Raw genomic sequence first — 19,726 nt, forward strand, 5'->3', positions numbered from 1 at the left:
GGCCCTTTTACTATAGCTTCACCGGCTTGATGTGCCAGATCTCGTCGGCGTATTCCTGAATGGTGCGATCGGACGAAAAATAGCCCATATTGGCAATGTTCAGCACCGCCCGCCGCGTCCACTCATCCTGTTGGCGATACAGCTCGTCAACCCGATCCTGCGTGTCAACATAGCTACGATAATCCGCCAACAGCTGATAGTGATCGCCGAGATTCACCAACGAGTCGAATAGGTTACTGTAGCGCTTGGGCTCCTGCGGGCTGAAGGCACCGGTCGCGATCTGCGTCAGCGCCTGGTGCAGTTCGGTGTCCTGCTCATAATACTGGTGCGGGTTGTAACCGTTACGCCGCAGCTGCTCTACCTGTTCGGCGGTGTTGCCAAAGATAAAGATATTGTCTTCGCCGACATGCTCGCGCATTTCAACGTTGGCACCGTCCAGCGTGCCAATGGTCAGCGCGCCGTTGAGGGCAAATTTCATGTTACTGGTGCCGGAGGCCTCGGTGCCGGCCAGCGAGATCTGTTCGGACAGATCCGCTGCCGGAATGATCATCTGCGCCAGGCTGACGCCATAATTGGGAATAAACACTACTTTCAGCCGATCGTGCACCCGCGGATCGTTGTTGATCACCTTTGCCACGTCATTGATCAAGCGAATAATCTGCTTGGCGGCGTAGTAGGCCGAGGCCGCCTTGCCGGCAAAAATCACCACGCGTGGTACGCGTTCGGTTTCCGGATCCTGCAGCAGCCGGTTATAGCGAGTGATAACGTGCAACACGTTCAATAGTTGCCGTTTGTATTCATGGATGCGCTTGATCTGCACATCAAACAACGCATCCGGGTTGACCACCACGTTCAGCTTGCGGGCGATGTAAGCCGCCAGCCGCTGTTTGTTTTGCTGCTTGGCCTCCCGCACCGCCAACAGAAAACTGGGGTAATCGACGTTGGGTTTAATCTCGCTCAACTGGCTGAGATCGGTGCGCCAGGTATGGCCAATGGCATCGTCCAGCACTGCCGACAGTGGGCGATTGGCCAGCCCCAGCCAGCGCCGTGGCGTAACGCCGTTGGTTTTATTACAAAAGCGATCGGGGAAGATACGGGCAAAGTCGGCAAACAGCGATTGCACCATCAGTTCGGAGTGCAGCGCAGAAACGCCATTCACCTTGTGACTGACCACCACCGCCAGCCACGCCATGCGCACTTTGCGGCCGTGCTGTTCGTCGATGATCGACAGACGCGCCAGCAGATCGTTGTCACCTGGCGCTTCCTGTTGCACATACTTGAGGAAATGATCGTTGATTTCGAAGATCAGCTGCAGATGACGCGGCAGGATCTTGCCGATCATCTCCACCGGCCAGGTTTCCAGCGCTTCGCTCATCAGCGTGTGGTTGGTGTAGGAAAACACTTTTTCCACCACCCCCCAGGCGTCTAGCCAGTTGAATTTATGCTCGTCGATCAACACGCGCATCAGTTCCGGGATCGACAACACCGGGTGGGTATCGTTGAGGTGAATGGCGATTTTGTCTGCCAGATTATCAAAGGTCTTATGCATCGCCCAATGGCGATTGAGGATATCCTGCACCGTCGCCGATACCAGGAAATACTCCTGCCGCAACCGCAGTTCACGCCCCGAATAGGTCGAGTCATCCGGATACAGCACCCGCGAAACGTTTTCAGAATGGTTTTTATCTTCTACCGCAGCGAAATAATCTCCCTGGTTAAACTTGCCCAGGTTGATTTCGTTACTCGCCTGCGCGCTCCACAGCCGCAGGGTATTGGTGGCGTCGGTGTCAAACCCGGGGATCACCTGATCGTAGGCGATCGCCAGTACCTCTTCGGTTTCCACCCAGCGGGTTTTCGCGCCCTCCTGCTGGACACGCCCGCCAAAACGCACTTTGTAACGGGTGTTATGGCGCGGGAACTCCCACGGATTACCATATTCCAGCCAATAGTCGGGTGATTCCATCTGCTGACCGTCCACGATGTTCTGCTTGAACATACCGTATTCGTAGCGGATGCCATAACCGCGCCCCGGCAACGCCAGCGTTGCCAGCGAATCCAGGAAACAGGCGGCTAGCCGCCCCAACCCGCCGTTGCCGAGCCCCGGGTCGTTCTCTTCCTCCAGCAGTTCGCCAAGGCTGAGGCCCATCTCTTCCAACGCGTCCTGCAAATCCTGATAAATGCCCATCGACAGCAGGGCATTCGACAGAGTGCGCCCAAGCAGAAACTCCATCGACAGGTAATAGACCTGCCGCACATCCTGCGACAACTGGGCGCGATTGGAGCGCAGCCAGCGTTCCACCATGCGATCGCGCACCGCGAACAGGGCGGCGTTGAGCCAGTCATGCTGGGTAGCAATGGCCGGATCTTTGCCGATGATAAACATCAGCTTATAGGCAATGGAATGTTTCAGCGCTTCGACACTGACCGTGGGTGAGGTGTAGCTAAACGGTGAAGTCATTTTTCAATCCCGAGTGCGTGATTACAACCAGCATGGATATACCCTACTGGATGGGTGTTACACCCAGACGGCAACGCCGTGAGTCGGTAAATGCCGGCCGCACGGCAAGCGCCTGGGACGCAGGGGCCGCCTCAAAGCAGCCGGCGATACAGCGACAGGTATTCCTTTGCCGCTACCTGCCAGCCAAAGTCGAGACTCATGGCATGGCGCTGCACGTGACGCCAGTGTTTCTGGCGGCTCCACAACACCATGGCGCGCCGAATGGCATTGCCCAGCGCAACGGCGTCACAGTCATCGAATACGAATCCGCTGGCGGTACCGTCGGCCAGATTTTCCAGCGCGCAGTCCACCACCGTGTCCGCCAGCCCGCCAGTGCGGCGTACCAGCGGCAGCGTGCCGTACTTCAGGCCATACAGCTGCGTCAGGCCGCAGGGTTCAAACCGGCTCGGCACCATAATGACATCAGCCCCGCCAATAATGCGGTGCGAGAACGCTTCGTGATAGCCGATTTGCACCCCAACCTGCTCTGGATAGTCGGCAGCGGCCGCCAGAAACGCCTGCTGCAACACCGCATCGCCGGCACCGAGCAGCGCCAGTTGTCCGCCCTGTTCCAGCAACGCCGGCAATGCTTCCAGCACCAGATCCAGTCCTTTCTGGCTGGTCAGCCGACTGACCACCGCAAATACCGGTGCCGACTCATCCACCTTCAACCCCATGGCCTTTTGCAGATGCAGTTTATTTTTCACTTTTTCTTTCAGATCGTCGGCGTCATAACGCGCCCTGAGTCGTGCGTCGTTGGCCGGATCCCAGATTTTTTCGTCGACGCCGTTCAGAATGCCGCTTAACCGCCCCTGACGCTGCCGTTCCTGCAATAGCCCTTCCATACCATAGCCGAACTCCGGCCGGGTGATTTCGCGCGCATAGGTCGGACTGACGGCAGTAATATGATCGGCATAGAACAATCCGGCCTTCAGGTAGGACATCTGCCCGTGAAACTCGAGGCCGTAGATGTCATAAAACGACTGGGGAAGCCACAGCTCAGTAACGTGATGTGCGGAAAACATGCCCTGATAGGCCAGGTTGTGCACGGTAAACACCGAACGCGCCGGGTGGCCGTTTGCCGCCAGATAGGCACAGGTCAGCCCGGCGTGCCAGTCGTGTGCATGCACCAGCGTCGGTCGCCAATAGCGATCCAGCCCCTTGGCCAGTTCGCAGGCCATCCAGCCGAGCAGCGCAAAGCGGCGGTGATTATCGGGATAGGCATACATCGACTGGTCGTGGTACGGACTGCCAGGGCGATCGTAAAGCCAGGGCGCATCAATCAGATAGATGCCAACGCCATGATAGGTACCATAGCGCAGCCCGACGCGGCCGGCGAACGAGTCGATTTCCGCCACCAGTACGGTTTCGGCAATGCCGTTACGCAGATCGGGGAAAGCGGGTAATAACACCCGCACATCGGCGCCGGCATCAATCTGCGCCGCCGGCAGCGCGCCAACCACGTCTGCGAGCCCGCCGGTTTTAAGCAGTGGGAACATCTCAGAACATACGTGTAATACCTGCATCGCTACTCCTGAAATTCGGCCCGCTAGCGGGCACTGGGAGACACGTAAGGGCACGAGCTGCGCGCCCACGGGGTCAAAGGCGATCCGCTATAATTTCGACAGCATGTCGCGCGTGACCAGCACGATGCCGCCTTCGGAACGGTAGAAACGCTTGCTGTCCTCATCGGCATTCTCGCCAATCACCATCCCTTCCGGGATCTGGCAGGCACGATCGATGATGCAACGCCGCAGGCGGCAAGAGCGGCCGACGTTGACGTCCGGCAACAACACGGTGGAATCGATGGTACAAAAGGAGTTCACCCGTACTCGAGGGAACAACACCGAATGCACCACCACCGAACCGGAAACGATGCACCCGCCGGAGACCAGCGAGTTCATGGTCATGCCATGGCTACCGGAGCGATCCTGCACGAACTTGGCCGGCGGCAGCGGTTCCATGTGCGTGCGAATCGGCCAGGCGCGGTCATACATATCCAGCTCCGGCGTCACCGACGCCAAGTCCAGGTTGGCGCGCCAGTAGGCTTCCAACGTGCCGACGTCACGCCAATACGGCGGCAGATCCGGATTGGAGGTCACGCAGGACAGCGTGAAGGGATGAGCCCAGGCGGCGTGTTGCGCGGTAATCTTGGGGATCAGATCCTTGCCGAAGTCATGGCTGGAACCCGGTGTCGACATGTCCTCTTCCAACAGGGTGAACAGATAATCCGCATTAAAGATATAAATACCCATGCTGGCGAGCGCCATATCCGGGTTGTCCGGCATCGCCGGCGGTTGCTGTGGCTTTTCCAGGAACTCCAGCACCCGGTCGTGCTCATCCACTTTCATCACGCCGAATTCACTGGCTTGCTGCAACGGCACCGGTAGGCAGGCTACGGTACACTGCGCACCCTTTTCGACGTGGTCGATCAGCATGCGCGAATAATCCATCTTGTAGATATGATCGCCGGCCAGAATCACCACGTATTCCGCATCGTAACGGCGGATGATATCCAGGTTCTGGTACACCGCGTCGGCGGTGCCCTTGTACCAGTGTTCGGTGCTAAGCCGCTGCTGGGCCGGCAACAGATCGACAAACTCGTTCATTTCCTCATTGAGGAACGACCAGCCGCGCTGAATGTGCTGCACCAGGGTGTGGGACTGATATTGGGTGATCACCCCAATACGTCGGATGCCCGAATTCAGGCAGTTGGACAGCGCGAAATCGATAATGCGAAACTTGCCGCCAAAGTGCACCGCAGGCTTGGCACGGGTCGAGGTTAAATCTTTCAGGCGTGAGCCGCGGCCACCGGCCAGAATCAGGGCAACGGATTTGATCGGCAGTTGCCGCGCCAACATCAAAGGGTCTTTGTTTTCAAATCTAACCATGATTGACTCCTTTTAATTATTGTCTGCCAGTACGCAAAGCGAGTGCGCAGGCTGGCGCCAGGCGGGGAAATCCGCCTGCGAGTCTTCCTGAACAAACGGGGCGACTACCTGCCAATCGCCGGCAGGCAAGGTCATAGCGGCCGTCTCCGGGCCGGCGTTAATCACTACCAGCCAACGTTGGGATAGCCGAATTTGCAACTGCGGCGATGCATGCTCCCACTGCGATGCGCCGAGCGGCTGGCCCTGCGCATTCAGCCATTGCACGCTGCCATCACCCTCCTGCCACCAGCGGTCCTGGCGCAGGGCGGGAATCTGCCGCCGCAGTTGGATCAGCGCGGCGGTATAGTCGAGCAACGTCCGATCCGCCGACTGCCAGTCCAGCCAGGTAGTGGCATTATCCTGGCAATAGGCATTGTTGTTGCCCTGCTGACTGTGGCCATGCTCGTCGCCGGCCAACAGCATCGGCGTGCCCTGCGACAGCAACAGGGTGGCGAGTAACGCGCGCTGGCTGCCACGGCGGCGTTGCCTCACCTCGGCATCATCGGTTGGCCCTTCCACGCCGTGGTTATAGCTGTAATTACGTCCGTTGCCGTCACGGTTGTCTTCGCCGTTCGGCTGATTGTGCCGCTGGTTGTAGCTCACCAGATCCTGCAGGGTAAAGCCGTCGTGGGCGGTAAGCATGTTGATGCTGGCATAGGGCGCCCGGCCACGTTGGTCAAACACCGAGCTTGAGGCGGCAAAACGCTGGGCGAAAGCGCCAAGCGGCAAATCCCCCAGCAGCCAGAAACGCCGCATATCGTCACGATAATGGTCATTCCATTCAGCGAAACGGCCGGGAAAACCGCCCACCTGATAGCCGCCCGGGCCGATATCCCACGGTTCGGCGATCAGCTTGCAGCGGGACAGGGTGTCGTCCGCCAGCATCGCCTGAAACAGCGGCGCGTCGCGGTCGAATTCTGGCGTGCGGCCCAATACCGTGCCCAGATCGAAACGAAAGCCGTCGACGTGACACTCGCGCACCCAAAAACGCAGGCAATCCATCACCCATGCCACGCCCGCCGGCTGATCGAGCCGCAGCGTGTTGCCGCAGCCGGTAACGTTGCTGTAGTCGCCGTCCGGGTTCAGCCAGTAATAGTTCGGGTTGTCGATACCACGCAGCGACAGCGTCGGTCCGTCAATATCCAGCTCGGCGCTGTGGTTGAACACCACGTCCAGAATCACTTCGATACCGGCGCGATGCAGGGCTTTTACCGCGTCGCGGAACTCGTGCAACGGCGACGACTGGCTGGCATAGCGATTATCCGGCGCGTACGGCGCCAGCACGTTGTAGCCCCAGTAGTTCTGTAGCCCGAGCTGCTGCAACCGCGGCTCGGTGGTATGTTGCTGGATCGGCAATAGCTCTAGCGCAGTAATGCCCAATTGGGTGAAGTAGGCGATCATCACTGGGTGACCCAGCGCCGCAAAGCTGCCGCGCAGCGCCGGCGGGATCGCCGGATGTTGCAGCGTCAGACCGCGCACATGGGCTTCGTAAATCACCGTCTCTCCCCACGGCGTGGCCGGCGCGCGATCGTCCTGCCAATCATAGGCCTCATCCACCACGATGCATTTGGGCATCAGCGCAGCACTGTCATGCTCATCGGCCTGCTGATAACCACCGTGTAGCCGGGGGTCGTCATTAACCGGGCCCTCGACCGCGCGAGCAGCCGGGTCCAGCAGCAGTTTTTGCGGATTGAAGCGCAACCCTTGCGCCGGCGCGAACGGGCCATGCACCCGGTAAGCGTAACGCAGGCCCGGCCGCCCCCCCGGCAGATAACCGTGCCAGATATCGCCGCTGCGTGCCGGCAGCGGCAGGCGGGTTTCGCGCTGTTCGGCATCGAACAGGCACAGCTCCACCCGTGTGGCATTGGCCGAAAACAGCGTAAAGTTGACGCCATTGCCGTCAAAATGAGCGCCATAGGGAGCGGCAAATCCGGGTTGCAATTGCGTCATGTCGCCTCCCGCAGCAGGTACAGCGTTGCCAGCGGCGGGACGGTAATGGCGATCGAATGATCGCGGCCGTGGCTGCCGATCGCCTGCGATTGAACCCGGCCCTGATTACCGGTATTGCTGCCGTGGTAATGGTGCGAGTCGGTATTGAGTATTTCCCGGTAGTTACCCGGCTGGGAAAGACCGATGCGATACTGATGACGCGGTACCGGGGTAAAATTGCTGACGGCAATCAGTTGGTTGCCGTCAGCGTCGTAGCGGGCAAAGGCAAAGACCGAGTTGTCGAAATCGTCCACCACCAGCCATTCAAAGCCATCCGGCAGATAATCACGTTGGTACAGCGGCGGCGTGTTCTGATAACAGTGGTTGAGATCGCGCACCAGCCGCTGGACGCCGTGGTGCCAACCATCCAGTCCTTGCAGCAAATGCCAGTCCAGACTGGTGTCGAAGTTCCACTCGCGCCCCTGGGCAAATTCGCAACCCATAAACAGCAGCTTTTTGCCGGGGTGCGCCCACATAAAACCGTAATAGGCGCGCAGGTTGGCGAACTTCTGCCAGGCATCGCCCGGCATGCGATCCAGCACCGAACGTTTACCGTGCACCACTTCGTCATGGGAAATCGGCAGCACGAAGTTTTCGGTATAGGCATACAGCATGCCGAACGTCATTTGGTTATGTTGATATTTGCGGTGCACCGGATCGCACTTCATGTAGTTTAGCGTGTCGTGCATCCAGCCCAGGTTCCATTTGTAATGAAAGCCCAGGCCGCTAGACTCCGGCGGCAGCGTGACGCCGGGATAGTCGGTGGACTCTTCCGCCAGCGTGACCGCGCCCGGTCGCTCCTTGCCCAGCGTGCGGTTGGTGTAACGCAGGAAGGCAATAGCTTCGAGGTTTTCATTGCCGCCGTAGTAGTTCGGCACCCACTCGCCCTCGGCGCGGCTATAGTCGCGATAGATCATCGAAGCGACCGCATCCACCCGCAAGCCGTCGATGCCGTAACGCTCCAGCCAAAAAAAGGCGTTTCCTGCCAGGTAATTACGCACTTCGTGGCGACCATAGTTGTAGATCAGCGTGTTCCAGTCCTGATGGAAACCTTCGCGCGGGTCGGCATATTCATACAGCGCGGTGCCGTCGAAATTGGCCAGCCCGTAGGCGTCGCTGGGGAAATGCCCCGGCACCCAGTCAAGGATCACATTGATGCCGGCCTGATGCGCTGCTGCAACAAAAGCCCTGAACTCCGCCGGCGTGCCAAAGCGACGGGTCGGCGCATACAGGCCCAACGGCTGATAGCCCCAACTGCCGTCGAACGGGTGTTCGTTGATCGGCAACAGTTCGATATGGGTGAACCCCATTTCCTTCACATACGGGATCAGCTGTTCTGCCAGTTCCTGATAGCTGAGCCAGAAATTGTTGTCACTGTGGCGACGCCATGAGCCAAGGTGCACCTCATAAATTGATACCGGCCGATCGAAACCGTTGGCACGCTGGCGCTGCTCCGCGTTTTCCACCACCTCGGGCAATGGAGCGACCAGCGAAGCGGTATCCGGGCGCATTTGCGCTTCAAACGCATAGGGATCGGCCTTGAGCTGGGTATTGCCGTAACAGTCGATGATTTCGTATTTGTAGAGCTGCCCGGCGCTCACCCCCGGCAGGAACAGTTCCCAGATGCCGTTTTCTTTGCGCAGACGCATCGGATGACGGCGGCCATCCCAAAAGTTGAACTCCCCCACCACCGAAACGCGCTGAGCATTTGGCGCCCATACCGCAAAGCTGACGCCGGCCACACCGTCCAGTTCGCTCAGGTGGGCCCCCAGGCGCTCATAGGGTCGCAAATGGGTGCCTTCAGCCAATAGCCAGCTGTCGATCTCCTGCAAAAGCGTGCCAAAACGGTAAGGATCTTCCAACAATTGTTGATGATCGTGCCATTTAACCGAAAATTGATAGCGAAAAGGGTTTTTACGACGCGAGATAGTGGCACAGAAGAAACCGCGCGGTTCCAGGCAGTCGAGCTGCGTTACCCGACGTCCGGTTTGGGCATCCACCAGCCATACCTCGCTGGCATCAGGAAATAACGCTCGCACCTGTAGGCCCGCTGCGGTGGCATGCATGCCGAGCAGGGAGAACGGATCGGCATAATTACCGGAAATCAATTGATTAATCACGTCACGATCGGGAAGTACAGGCATGTTCTTCTTCCTTTGCTTAATAGCATGATCCTTAAGGGCTACATTTTTTACACGTTAGCCGTTGTGTTTATCATGCAATTCATTCGATGACTAAAGCGTGATTATGGTCGGTTATTGATTAAACTTTACGCTTCCGACCTGTAGATCGCTCTTTCTGCTTCTTTTTAGACATATTCCTAGCAGAGGTGAAAATTCAATCAGCTACACAGTAAGCATAGCCAAAGACGACTAAAAGAATGGCGATGAGAATGAGGAAAATTTTTCAGATAAAGGGGGAAATGGTAGAAATGCGGTTTAATGGGGCTGGCAGGCTCCAGCCCCTGGACGTGTTGGCTATTTTTACAGCAGAATACGCAGCATGCGACGCAGCGGTTCCGCCGCCCCCCACAGCAGCTGGTCGCCGACGGTGAAGGCCGACAGGTATTCCGGCCCCATGTTCAGCTTGCGCAAACGTCCGACCGGGGTGTTCAGCGTACCGGTCACCGCGGCAGGTGTCAGTTCACGCATCGTCAGTTCGCGGTCGTTCGGGATCACCCGCACCCAGTCGTTATGGGTTGCCAGCATCTGTTCAATTTCCGGCAGCGGCACGTCTTGCTTGAGTTTCAGGGTAAACGCCTGGCTATGGCAGCGCAGCGCGCCAACGCGCACGCACAGGCCATCAACCGGGATAACGCTGGAGGTGGACAGGATCTTGTTGGTTTCCGCCTGGCCTTTCCACTCTTCACGACTCTGGCCGTTATCGAGCTGCTTGTCGATCCATGGGATCAGGCTGCCAGCCAATGGCACACCAAAATTGTCGGTCGGCAAGGTGCCGGAGCGGGTGGCCTCCGTCACTTTACGTTCGATATCCAGAATGGCCGCCGCCGGGTTTTGCAGCTCTTTTGCCACGTCGGCGTGCAGCATGCCCATTTGCACCAGCAGTTCGCGCATGTGGCGCGCACCGCCACCGGATGCCGCCTGGTAGGTGGCGACCGATGCCCATTCCACCAGATCGTTGGCAAACAGCCCGCCCAGTGACATCAGCATCAGGCTGACGGTGCAGTTGCCGCCGACAAACGTTTTGATGCCTTTATCCAGCCCTTGCTGGATCACCGCGTGGTTGACCGGGTCCAGAATGATAATCGCGTCGTCCTGCATGCGCAGTGATGATGCGGCATCAATCCAGTAACCCTGCCAGCCACTTTCACGCAGCTTGGGATAAACTTCGTTAGTGTAATCGCCGCCCTGGCAGGTGATGATAATATCAAGTGCGGCTAGCGCATCGATATCGTAAGCATCTTGCAGCGTGCCGTTTTGCTGGCCGCCGATGGCTGGTGCAGCAGAACCGTGCTGAGATGTAGAAAAGAATACCGGGCGGATGGCGTCAAAATCGCGCTCTTCTGCCATGCGTTGCATGAGCACAGAGCCGACCATACCGCGCCAACCGACTAAACCAACGTTTTTCATGATAACTGTCCTGCCTTGGAGGATGACGACAAATTTGTAGAGATGGACACAATGTCCCCACCTTACAAAATGTCAGCGCAGGCGCAAAGTGAATTTAATCGATGGCTGGGCATTTCTCAGCAATCCTTCTTATAGGCGGGGGGCAAGCAGTCATTTTGCTGCCTCTGGCCGCGGTTGAGGTAATGATGACAGAGATGATTTCAGCGACGGTGTTGCTGTTTTTAATTATGGACCCACTCGGTAATCTGCCGATTTTCATGTCGGTGCTCAAGCACCTTGAACCTCGCCGCCGGCGCATTGTGTTAATCCGCGAGCTGCTGATTGCGCTGATACTGATGCTGGTATTTCTGTTTGCCGGCGAGAACATTCTGGCCTTCCTCAACCTGCGCACTGAAACGGTCTCCATTTCCGGCGGCATCATTCTGTTCCTGATAGCCATCAGGATGATTTTCCCATCACAGGAAGGCAACAACAGCGGTCTTTCCGCCGGCGAGGAGCCGTTTCTGGTACCGTTGGCGATCCCGCTGGTAGCCGGGCCATCGATATTGGCAGCGCTGATGCTGCTGTCACATCAATACCCTAATCAACTGGGACATCTGGTGGTCGCGTTGTTGATAGCCTGGGGGATTTCTGCCGCCATCCTGCTGATGTCGGACCTGTTTTTGCGTCTATTGGGCAGTAAGGGCGTCAGCGCGCTGGAGCGTTTGATGGGGCTGGTGCTGGTAATGCTGTCAACGCAGATGTTTCTGGATGGCGTGCGTGCCTATCTGAAACTGTAGCAAAGGGAAAGAAGCGCGGAGAATAAGACCGGTCAGCATTCACTGACCGGCCTTGGCATGAAAAAATGACGGCAGATTACATCATCGAGAACGCGATCATGCCGACAACGGCACCGGTGGTGCCGAGAATGGTTTCCATCACCGACCAGGTTTTTAACGTCTGCGCTTCGGTGGCGCCGGTGAACTTGCCAAACAGCCAGAAGCCGGAGTCATTCACGTGGCTCAGTACGATAGAGCCACCGGCGATACAAATCGACAGCGCCGCCATCTGTGCGCCAGAATAACCCAGTTCACCAATCACCGGCATCACCAGGCCGACGGTAGTCAGACACGCTACGGTAGCCGAGCCTTGAATGACTCGGACTGCCGCAGACAGCACAAAGCAGGCAATGGCGATCGGCAAGCCGGCGCCAATCAGCGCATTACCCAGCGCCGGGCCTACGCCAGAATCGACCAGCACCTGCTTGAATACGCCGCCGGCACCGGTCACCAACAGAATGATCCCTGCGGGCTGGATTGCCGCGGAACAGACTTCCATCACCTTTTCTTTGCTCATGCCACGACGAATCGCCAGGCCATAAATCGCCACCAGACAGGCAATCAGAATCGCGGTGAACGGGTGTCCGATAAATTGCAGCCACTGATACAGCGAACTGCCTTCAACGGTGAAGCGTGCGCCAATGGTTTTCATCCCCACCAGCACCAGCGGGAACAGCACTAATGCCAGGCTGAAGCCAAACGACGGCAGCTTGCTCTTGTCAATGCTGGGTTCCTCGATATCTTTTGGCAGCTCCAGCGTCACGTGTTTACTGATGAACGAACCGAACAGCGGGCCAGCCAACAGCATGCCGGGGATCGCCGCAGCCAGGCCGATGACGATCATCCAGCCAAAATCGGCATTCATTTGCGAAGCCAATAGCATCGGCGTCGGTCCCGGCAGCAGGAAGGCAGCAGCGGCGGCAACGCCGGCAAACAACGGAATAACCTGCTTGATCAGATTGCCGCCGGTACGGCGGGCAACGGCGAACGCCACGCCAATCAACAGCACGATCGCCACGTCAAAGAACAGCGGCAAGGCACAGACCAGACCGGCAATACCCAGTGCGTAGTGCGCACGCTGTTCACCGAATCCCTTCAACAGTTTGACGGCGATCTGATCCAGCGCGCCTGTTTCATGCAGAATTTTGCCGAACATCGCGCCCAGCGCCACAACGATCGCCAGGAAGCCCAAGGTGCCGCCCATGCCTTTTTGCATGGTGTCGGTGATTTTTTCCAGCGACATGCCGGAAAACAGGCCCGCGCCCATCGACACCAGCATCAGGGCGATGAAGGCATGCATGCGCGCCTTCATCACCAGGAAGAGCAATAGCAACACCGAACCAACGGCGGTGAAAACCAGCGTTAACGTATCCATAATTATTCCTGAGCGGTTACTGTGGTTATCAGTTTAATAGTGTCAGCAACCACGCCTTCTAAAGGTTGGTTGATATCGATCGCATGAACATCGCCTTCATCGGCGCCAGGTTCTTCCAGCGCTTCAAACTGGGAAACCAGCATCTGCGGCTTGAAGAAATGCCCTTTACGCTGCTTCAAACGTTCTTCAATGATCGCTTTGGAACCTTGCAGGTAGATGAAATGCAGATTGCTGTTGCCGGCACGCAGGCGATCGCGATAACGCTTTTTCAGTGCCGAACACACCAACAGAGCCACATTATTGGTCCGCTGCATGGCAAAAATGGCATCGTTCAACGCCGTCAGCCAAGGAGCACGGTCGTCGTCATTGAGCGCATGGCCATCGGCCATCTTGTTGATGTTGCTGCGTGGATGCAGGTAATCCCCGTCAAGCATCGCAGCGCTGATTTCATGGGCAACTGCATTGGCTACCGCTGATTTCCCGCTGCCAGATACGCCCATTAAAATAAAAACGTGGTGTTGTGTATTACTCATAATATTACTGCCCTGTTGGGGTCACCAGCCAAAATGTTACTGGTAACAAGTTATCGGTAACATTGTCTTTGTAGATGAAGTATTAAGCAACAAACACCTATGATGATTTTACATAACTGTGAAGGCCATCAAAAAACCATGCTGGACTGAAAAACTAGGAATATGCTCAAGCGCGCGATGGCGGCGCTACAGACTGCCGCCAAGCAGGAGGGTAAAACCGGTGTCAATCATGCGCGGATTAACCGCTTCGCCACGCAGTTTTGCCAGTAGGCTTTGCGCGGCCACTTGCCCCATGCGCTCACGCAATGTCAACACGCTGGCAAGTTTTGGCACCATCACCTGACCGATATCATGGCCGTGGAATCCGGCAATTGCCATGTCCTGTGGAATCGACAGTCCCTGGCGCTGGCATTCAAGCATTGCCCCTACCGCCAGGTCATCGTTAGTACAAAATATGCTGTCTACCTGAGGATATTCTTTCTGCGCCAAACGTAACAGTTCACCGCCAGAAGAATACGAAGAAGCCCGATCGGTCATGATGCAATGGGGTTGTAAACCTGCATCCAGCATCGCCTGCTGATAACCGCGTTGTTTAATCAGGGTTCGTTCATCAAGGCGTGCGCCAAGATACACCACGTGCCGATGGCCATGAGCAATGATTTGTTGAGTCATTTGGCGCGCGGCTTCAAAATTATCAAAGCCGACAGCCAGATCCAGACAGGGTGTAACGCAATCCATCAATTCGACGACGGGAATACCGGCCACTTCAATCATTTTTAAAGTACGTGGCGTGTGGTTACGTTCGGACAGGATCAAACCGTCAATATTGAAGGAAAGCAGCGAAGTCAGGCGTTCTTCTTCACGCTCCGGCAAATAGCCATAGTGCGCCAGCATGGTTTGATAATTATGCGCATCGGTAACGCTTTCAATGCCGCGCAACACCTCGGCAAAAACCTGGTTGGTCAACGATGGCAACAGCACGCCGATCGCCCGACTGGTGGCATTGGAGAGAATGTCCGGCGCTCGGTTGGGGATATATCCCAGCTCATCCAGCGCTACCGCAATTTTTTGCTGCAAAGCGGCGGAAACCTGATCGGGATTGCGCAAATAGCGGCTCACCGTCATCTTGGTGACGCCTACCTTATTTGCCACATCTTGAAGTACCGGCCGTTTTTTCTTCATTATCAATGAACTGGCTAACCATGAATGGGTGTTCATTTTAGCAAAAAAAAAGGCGCGCCGATATTGCTGGTTAGTGAGCGGCAGTCTTAAAAAAGGCTCAACGCGCAGGTTGAGCCTTAATGGTGGTTACTGCGTTAATCAGACCGGCGGCAGATCAAACAGCAGGATTTCACTGTCTTCATCGGCATGAATCGACAACTCGGCTTCATCCCATACCGCGAACGCATCGCTGGTACTGCCCGTATGTCCATTGATAGTCACCGTACCGCGCACGACCTGGATCCAGATGCGGCGTTCGGCCGCTACCTGATAGGCTGGCTGCTGGTCTTTTTCCAGCGCCCAACGCGTCAGCGTCATGTCCTGGAATACTTTCAACGAGCCTTCACGGGCATCGGGCGACAATACCAGTTGGCGGCCCTTCGGCGCATCGAACATGCGTTGCTCGTAACGCGGCGGCAAGCCGTTGGTATCAGGAATGATCCAGATCTGATACAGGTGCAGTGGCCGATCGCTATTACCGTTGTATTCGGAGTGCCGTACACCGGTACCCGCGCTCATGATCTGGAACTCACCGGCCTGAATCTGCTCTTTGTTGCCCATACTGTCCTGATGCTCGACGGTACCGCTGAGCACGTAGGTCAAAATTTCCATGTCTTTATGCGGATGGGTACCAAAACCCTGCCCCGCATCGATCACGTCTTCATTGATCACCCGCAGTGCGGAGAACCCCATAAAGTCAGGATCGTAGTAATTGGCAAATGAGAAGGTGTGCCAGCTGTCCAACCAACCATGATTGGCATGACCGCGGTCTTCTGCTTTACGTACATAAATCATATTCAACTCTCCTCAACGTTTTTTACAGTCTAGTCCTGCATAGGAAATAAGAAAGCGTAAAAAACTCACCCCTCTGTTCAAAAAATTCGATGAAATTGCCAGAGGAGCCGCAGAAGATTTGTTGCGCGTAAAGGTGGATGATTTTGGGCAAAAAAAAAGCCAGCACCCGAGCTGGCTAAGTAACACTGGAAGCAATGTGAGCAATGTCGTGCCTTCTAGCGAGAGTGGCAAAGGGTGCTACCCTCCCGAGAACGCACAGCAATAATAATCATTATCATTCGCATCTGTAAAGTGTTTTTTTGACCAATGTGAAATATTGTTGATTCGATACAATAAACCGATAATTTTAGAGGTTATTCAACCGTTAAACCAAAGGAGAGCAGGTATGGGAGACATTACCGTCCGTCACGCTGAGATAACCGATGCTGTAGCTTTACAGCAGCTGTATGCCCATCCGGCGGTGTACCGCGACACGCTACAACTCCCCTTGCCTTCCGAAGCCCTGTGGCAACAGCGTCTGGCCGACAGGCCCGCGGGTATCAATAATCTGGTAGCCTGCATGGGAGAAAAGATCGTCGGGCAATTGACGCTGGAACTCAACCAGCGCGTGCGCCGTCGGCACGTTGCAACCTTTGGTCTTGGCGTCGACCCGGCTTATCATGGCCAGGGCGTCGGCAGTGCGCTGATGCACGCCATGATAGACATCTGTGATAACTGGGCGGCGATACAGCGCATTGAACTGACGGTGTTCACCGATAACCAGGGGGCCATTGCGCTCTACCGCAAGTTTGGTTTTGACATCGAAGGCACCAGCCGGCACTTCGCCATGCGCGACGGCAAACTGGTGGATGCCTATCATATGGCGCGTTTTCATGGTGTTTAAATAAAGCAAAAGGGCTATCGCCGATAGCCCTTGGTTTTACCGAGACGCTGCCGTCGTCGCCGGTTAGATCCCCGCAGTTTCCCTGATATAGCGCCGGGCTTTTACCGCATATTCAAACGGGTTGGCGAGCGCCGGATCCTGTTCAGCTTCAACCACCATCCAGCCCTTATAGCCTCGTTCGTCCAGCAGCTTGAACACTGGGCGGAAATCAATCACGCCGTCGCCCGGTACGGTAAAGGTGCCTTTCTTCACCCCGTCCAGAAAACTCAGGCGCTGCGCCTTGACCTGTGCCACCACGTCGTCACGTACGTCTTTCAAATGGACATGATTGATGCGCGGCAGGTACTTTTCCAGTATTGCCATCATTGCCTGCTGGCTGCCCTCGGAATAATAGGCATGGCCGGTATCAAACAGCAGGTAGACATCGTCGTTCACCATGCTCATGTAGCGATCGATTTCTTCGGTGGTTTGGATGCCGGTGCCCATGTGGTGATGCAGACACACCTGCATGTCTTTTTCGGCGGCGATTTTCGCCAGCTGGTTATAGCCGTCGGCTACGCGCTGCCACTCTTCATCGCTGAAATGCGGCTTTTCCTCCAGCACCGGTTTGCTGGTGCCCTGGATGCTCTTGCTTTGCTCTGAACAGCCAATCACCCTGGCTCCCATGGCGTGCAGGAAATTCATATGATTGACAAATTCGTCAATGGTTTTTTCTTTCAGACCATCGGCAAAGAAGGTGCTGAACCAGGCATTACAGATTTGAATGCCGCGAATATCCAGCATCGGTTTCAACACTTTTGGATCGCGCGGATACTTGCTGCCAACTTCACAGCCGGTAAACCCTGCCAGCGCCATTTCACTGACGCACTGCTGGAAGGTATTTTCCTTGCCCAACTCGGGCATGTCGTCGTTGGTCCAACCGATCGGCGCAATCGCCAGCTTTACATTATCTTTGTTCATCTTAAGCCTCTGTCGCAGTTCGGCGTACCGGCGCATTCCCTGCCGGCTTGCCGACAAGGTTATTTGCCCAACAGCTCTTTTTCGATACGTTCGCGCGTAGCTACCGCCTGGGTTTTCATTTTTTCCGGGTAGCCGAACAGTGAGGTGCAGATTATCGATTCGCCGCCGACCTTGAAGTTGCGATTGGCAAATTCCATATCGCGCAATGTCTGGAACAGCGCATCAAAATCGACTTCGCCTTCGCCAATGCCAACATGCTGATGCACCGCAGCATCCACGCCGGGCGGATTGACGATGTAACGGCAATGGCGGGTATGATTCATGGTGTCGGCGATCAGCACGTGGGAAAGATCGTCGCCGGCGTATTTGAGCATGTTCGCCACGTCGCCCTGCCCTTTGTCGTAATAGAACGAATGCGGCACGCTATACAGGTATTTAACGTGATCGCTGCGCAGCGACTTCACCATATCGGCGGTTTCATTACTCAATTCGCAAAAGTCCCACGGGTGAGACTGGATCTCCATGCGAATACCTTCACGCTCGATGATCGGCAACAGTTCTTCCATCGACTTGTACCACAGCTCTTCGCAGATCTCCGGTTCATTGGGGTTGCCAGCCAGTTCGGTATTAATCACCTGCACCCCCATTTCAACGGCGATCTCGATCATGCGGCGCCAGTTCTTCACCGCCGCCTGCCGGCGATCCTCCCCCGGCCCGGACCAGCGATACACCACGATAAATGAAGAGATCTCCACGCCGGTGGCCTTCAGAGCGTTTTTATATTCCGCCATGACTTCGCGTGCGGCTTTCGGATGCTTATAGAAAGGGTTGATCTGCGGGTGCGGTGACTGCTCGATATACTTGTAGCCCCAGTCGGCCACCTGCTGCACCATTTGCGTGATCCCCAAATCCTTGATCACATCCACATCAAAGGCGATTTTCATGGTTGCTCCTCATTTAATCGGGTTTGGAGTGGTTGATTAATGGCCATAGAACGATGGGCGTGTCGGCAGCGTCACCGGTACGATCTCGCCGCTAAGCTGCGCGGCCACGCAGGCATCGGCGGTCACCGCAGCGGCATAGCCGTCCCAGGCCGATGGCCCCTGTAGCTGACCCGCGAGCACGTCGTTGATAAAACCTTGCAGTTCGACGTCATAGGCATCAATAAAACGTTCTTTCCAGTCCATCAGGATTTCGTTCGACAATTTTGCGCTGCTGCGCAGCTGGATCGACGACGGTTCTGGCAATTTGGCAATGCCGGTTTCGCCCACCACTTCGCACTGGATGTCATAGCCGTACTGGCAGTTAACGAAGATTTCAACGTCAATGCGCGTGCCCTTGGCGGTTTCAAACAGCACGATTTGCGGATCCTTCAGGTGAGCGAACGCCTTGGAGGTCTTGCGTGGGAACACCACCTGCACCGAAACGTAGTCGTCGTCCAGCAGCCAGCGCAGTACGTCGATTTCATGAATCAGGGTGTCGGTAATCGCCATGTCGGTGGTGTAGGCTTCGCCGACCGTCGGGTTGCGGTGCGCACAATGCAGCATCAGCGGTTCGCCGATCTGGCCACTGGTCAGCACCTGTTTCAGGGCCCGATAGCCCTGATCGTAAGGGCGCATAAAACCGACCTGTACCAGACGCTTGCCGTGCTTTGCCTCGGCCTCGACGATGTTTTTACACCCCTGGGCGGTGACCGCCAGCGGTTTCTCGCAGAATACCGGTTTTCCGGCGGCGATTGCAGACAGCACGAACTCCTCGTGGCTCGGCCCCCAGGAGGTGACCAGCACCGCCTGTACGTCGGCCGCGTTAATCAGATCGTGGCCGTTGTCATAGACTTTTGCCTCCAGCTGCAGGTCACTGACCACCCTGGCGGCATTATCGCGATTGATATCGTTGACGGCTACCACCCGCGCACCTTGCAATACCTTGCTGCAACGACGGATGTGATCTCGGCCAATAGCGCCGGTGCCGATAACCCCAATGTTCAATGTCATTTCGCTATCCTCTAGATTTGCCCTTCATGTTCCGGGTTGGCTCTTGGGCTGCCGGCCTTCGCTGAGCCTGGTTGCACGGCGAGCCATGCGCCCAGGGAATTACCGATTTGCCGCTCAAAGCCCCCGGATTAGGTTAGGCAG

At 56.3% G+C, this 19,726-nt stretch carries 15 protein-coding genes; 2 read left to right on the forward strand and 13 right to left on the reverse strand.

The features are described from left to right. Positions 1-10: 10 nt before the first annotated feature. The 6 genes from glgP to asd form a co-directional block, all read right to left on the reverse strand. The gene (gene glgP, locus NYE85_RS03615; RefSeq protein WP_259002989.1) at positions 11-2,458 is read right to left on the reverse strand and encodes a glycogen phosphorylase; all 2,448 of its coding nucleotides are present in this window, start codon (positions 2,456-2,458) and stop codon (positions 11-13) included. Positions 2,459-2,589: 131 nt separating this feature from the next. After that, positions 2,590-4,023 carry a glycogen synthase GlgA gene (glgA, locus tag NYE85_RS03620; protein WP_259002990.1) on the reverse strand — a complete coding sequence of 478 codons (1,434 nt, stop codon included), beginning with the start codon at positions 4,021-4,023 and terminating at the stop codon, positions 2,590-2,592. Positions 4,024-4,110: 87 nt separating this feature from the next. Beyond that, on the reverse strand, positions 4,111-5,388 hold the full coding sequence (gene glgC / locus NYE85_RS03625) for a glucose-1-phosphate adenylyltransferase (protein WP_259002991.1): 1,278 nt from the start codon (positions 5,386-5,388) through the stop codon (positions 4,111-4,113). A gap of 12 nt (positions 5,389-5,400) precedes the next feature. Next, a complete protein-coding gene (gene glgX, locus NYE85_RS03630) occupies positions 5,401-7,377 on the reverse strand; it encodes a glycogen debranching protein GlgX (protein ID WP_259002992.1) in 1,977 nt (658 codons plus the stop codon). Beyond that, positions 7,374-9,560: a 1,4-alpha-glucan branching enzyme gene (gene glgB / locus NYE85_RS03635; protein WP_259002993.1), complete on the reverse strand. Its 2,187-nt coding sequence runs from the start codon at positions 9,558-9,560 to the stop codon at positions 7,374-7,376. Before glgB ends, glgX begins: the two co-directional genes overlap by 4 nt. A 339-nt stretch (positions 9,561-9,899) precedes the next feature. Continuing rightward, a complete protein-coding gene (gene asd, locus NYE85_RS03640; protein WP_259002994.1) occupies positions 9,900-11,006 on the reverse strand; it encodes an aspartate-semialdehyde dehydrogenase in 1,107 nt (368 codons plus the stop codon). 185 nt (positions 11,007-11,191) lie between these two features. Between asd and NYE85_RS03645 the strand changes: the two genes are divergently transcribed. Then, positions 11,192-11,785 (forward strand): YhgN family NAAT transporter, encoded by a 594-nt coding sequence (locus tag NYE85_RS03645; protein WP_259003092.1) that lies wholly within the window; start codon positions 11,192-11,194, stop codon positions 11,783-11,785. 76 nt (positions 11,786-11,861) lie between these two features. On the opposite strand, the gene gntU is transcribed toward NYE85_RS03645, so the two are convergent. The 4 genes from gntU to NYE85_RS03665 form a co-directional block, all read right to left on the reverse strand. Next, positions 11,862-13,199 (reverse strand): gluconate transporter, encoded by a 1,338-nt coding sequence (gntU, locus tag NYE85_RS03650; protein WP_259002995.1) that lies wholly within the window; start codon positions 13,197-13,199, stop codon positions 11,862-11,864. 2 nt (positions 13,200-13,201) lie between these two features. Next, positions 13,202-13,732, reverse strand: a complete 531-nt coding sequence (gntK, locus tag NYE85_RS03655) for a gluconokinase (protein ID WP_259002996.1) — start codon at positions 13,730-13,732, stop codon at positions 13,202-13,204. A 186-nt stretch (positions 13,733-13,918) separates the two neighbouring features. Beyond that, complete coding sequence (gene gntR / locus NYE85_RS03660; protein WP_259002997.1) at positions 13,919-14,914, reverse strand: gluconate operon transcriptional repressor GntR; 996 nt, start codon at positions 14,912-14,914, stop codon at positions 13,919-13,921. Between the two features lie 138 nt (positions 14,915-15,052). After that, on the reverse strand, positions 15,053-15,748 hold the full coding sequence (locus NYE85_RS03665) for a pirin family protein (RefSeq protein ID WP_259002998.1): 696 nt from the start codon (positions 15,746-15,748) through the stop codon (positions 15,053-15,055). Between the two features lie 385 nt (positions 15,749-16,133). Between NYE85_RS03665 and NYE85_RS03670 the strand changes: the two genes are divergently transcribed. Continuing rightward, positions 16,134-16,631 carry a GNAT family N-acetyltransferase gene (locus NYE85_RS03670; protein WP_259003000.1) on the forward strand — a complete coding sequence of 166 codons (498 nt, stop codon included), beginning with the start codon at positions 16,134-16,136 and terminating at the stop codon, positions 16,629-16,631. Between the two features lie 63 nt (positions 16,632-16,694). Here NYE85_RS03670 and iolE read toward each other — a convergent pair whose 3' ends face one another. From iolE to NYE85_RS03685, 3 genes are read right to left on the reverse strand one after another with little or no spacing between them, the layout of a single operon-like run. After that, the gene (iolE, locus tag NYE85_RS03675) at positions 16,695-17,591 is read right to left on the reverse strand and encodes a myo-inosose-2 dehydratase (protein ID WP_259003001.1); all 897 of its coding nucleotides are present in this window, start codon (positions 17,589-17,591) and stop codon (positions 16,695-16,697) included. A gap of 59 nt (positions 17,592-17,650) precedes the next feature. Continuing rightward, entirely contained in the window at positions 17,651-18,535 is an 885-nt protein-coding gene (locus NYE85_RS03680) for a sugar phosphate isomerase/epimerase family protein (protein WP_259003003.1), read from the reverse strand. Positions 18,536-18,571: 36 nt separating this feature from the next. After that, the gene (locus NYE85_RS03685; protein WP_259003004.1) at positions 18,572-19,585 is read right to left on the reverse strand and encodes a Gfo/Idh/MocA family protein; all 1,014 of its coding nucleotides are present in this window, start codon (positions 19,583-19,585) and stop codon (positions 18,572-18,574) included. Positions 19,586-19,726 lie beyond the last annotated feature (141 nt).

Source organism: Serratia sp. AKBS12, from assembly GCF_024793895.1.
GTDB lineage: Bacteria > Pseudomonadota > Gammaproteobacteria > Enterobacterales > Enterobacteriaceae > Serratia_F.

Bases quoted from the DNA above. Each gene is read 5' to 3' on its own strand.
- asd (WP_259002994.1), bottom strand. From the start codon at position 11,006: ATGAAAAACGTTGGTTTAGTCGGTTGGCGCGGTATGGTCGGCTCTGTG.
- iolE (WP_259003001.1), bottom strand. From the start codon at position 17,591: ATGAACAAAGATAATGTAAAGCTGGCGATTGCGCCGATCGGTTGGACC.
- glgA (WP_259002990.1), bottom strand. From the start codon at position 4,023: ATGCAGGTATTACACGTATGTTCTGAGATGTTCCCACTGCTTAAAACC.
- gntR (WP_259002997.1), bottom strand. From the start codon at position 14,914: ATGAAGAAAAAACGGCCGGTACTTCAAGATGTGGCAAATAAGGTAGGC.
- NYE85_RS03670 (WP_259003000.1), top strand. From the start codon at position 16,134: ATGGGAGACATTACCGTCCGTCACGCTGAGATAACCGATGCTGTAGCT.
- NYE85_RS03685 (WP_259003004.1), bottom strand. From the start codon at position 19,585: ATGACATTGAACATTGGGGTTATCGGCACCGGCGCTATTGGCCGAGAT.
- gntK (WP_259002996.1), bottom strand. From the start codon at position 13,732: ATGAGTAATACACAACACCACGTTTTTATTTTAATGGGCGTATCTGGC.
- NYE85_RS03665 (WP_259002998.1), bottom strand. From the start codon at position 15,748: ATGATTTATGTACGTAAAGCAGAAGACCGCGGTCATGCCAATCATGGT.
- glgC (WP_259002991.1), bottom strand. From the start codon at position 5,388: ATGGTTAGATTTGAAAACAAAGACCCTTTGATGTTGGCGCGGCAACTG.
- glgB (WP_259002993.1), bottom strand. From the start codon at position 9,560: ATGCCTGTACTTCCCGATCGTGACGTGATTAATCAATTGATTTCCGGT.
- glgP (WP_259002989.1), bottom strand. From the start codon at position 2,458: ATGACTTCACCGTTTAGCTACACCTCACCCACGGTCAGTGTCGAAGCG.
- glgX (WP_259002992.1), bottom strand. From the start codon at position 7,377: ATGACGCAATTGCAACCCGGATTTGCCGCTCCCTATGGCGCTCATTTT.
- NYE85_RS03645 (WP_259003092.1), top strand. From the start codon at position 11,192: ATGACAGAGATGATTTCAGCGACGGTGTTGCTGTTTTTAATTATGGAC.
- NYE85_RS03680 (WP_259003003.1), bottom strand. From the start codon at position 18,535: ATGAAAATCGCCTTTGATGTGGATGTGATCAAGGATTTGGGGATCACG.
- gntU (WP_259002995.1), bottom strand. From the start codon at position 13,199: ATGGATACGTTAACGCTGGTTTTCACCGCCGTTGGTTCGGTGTTGCTA.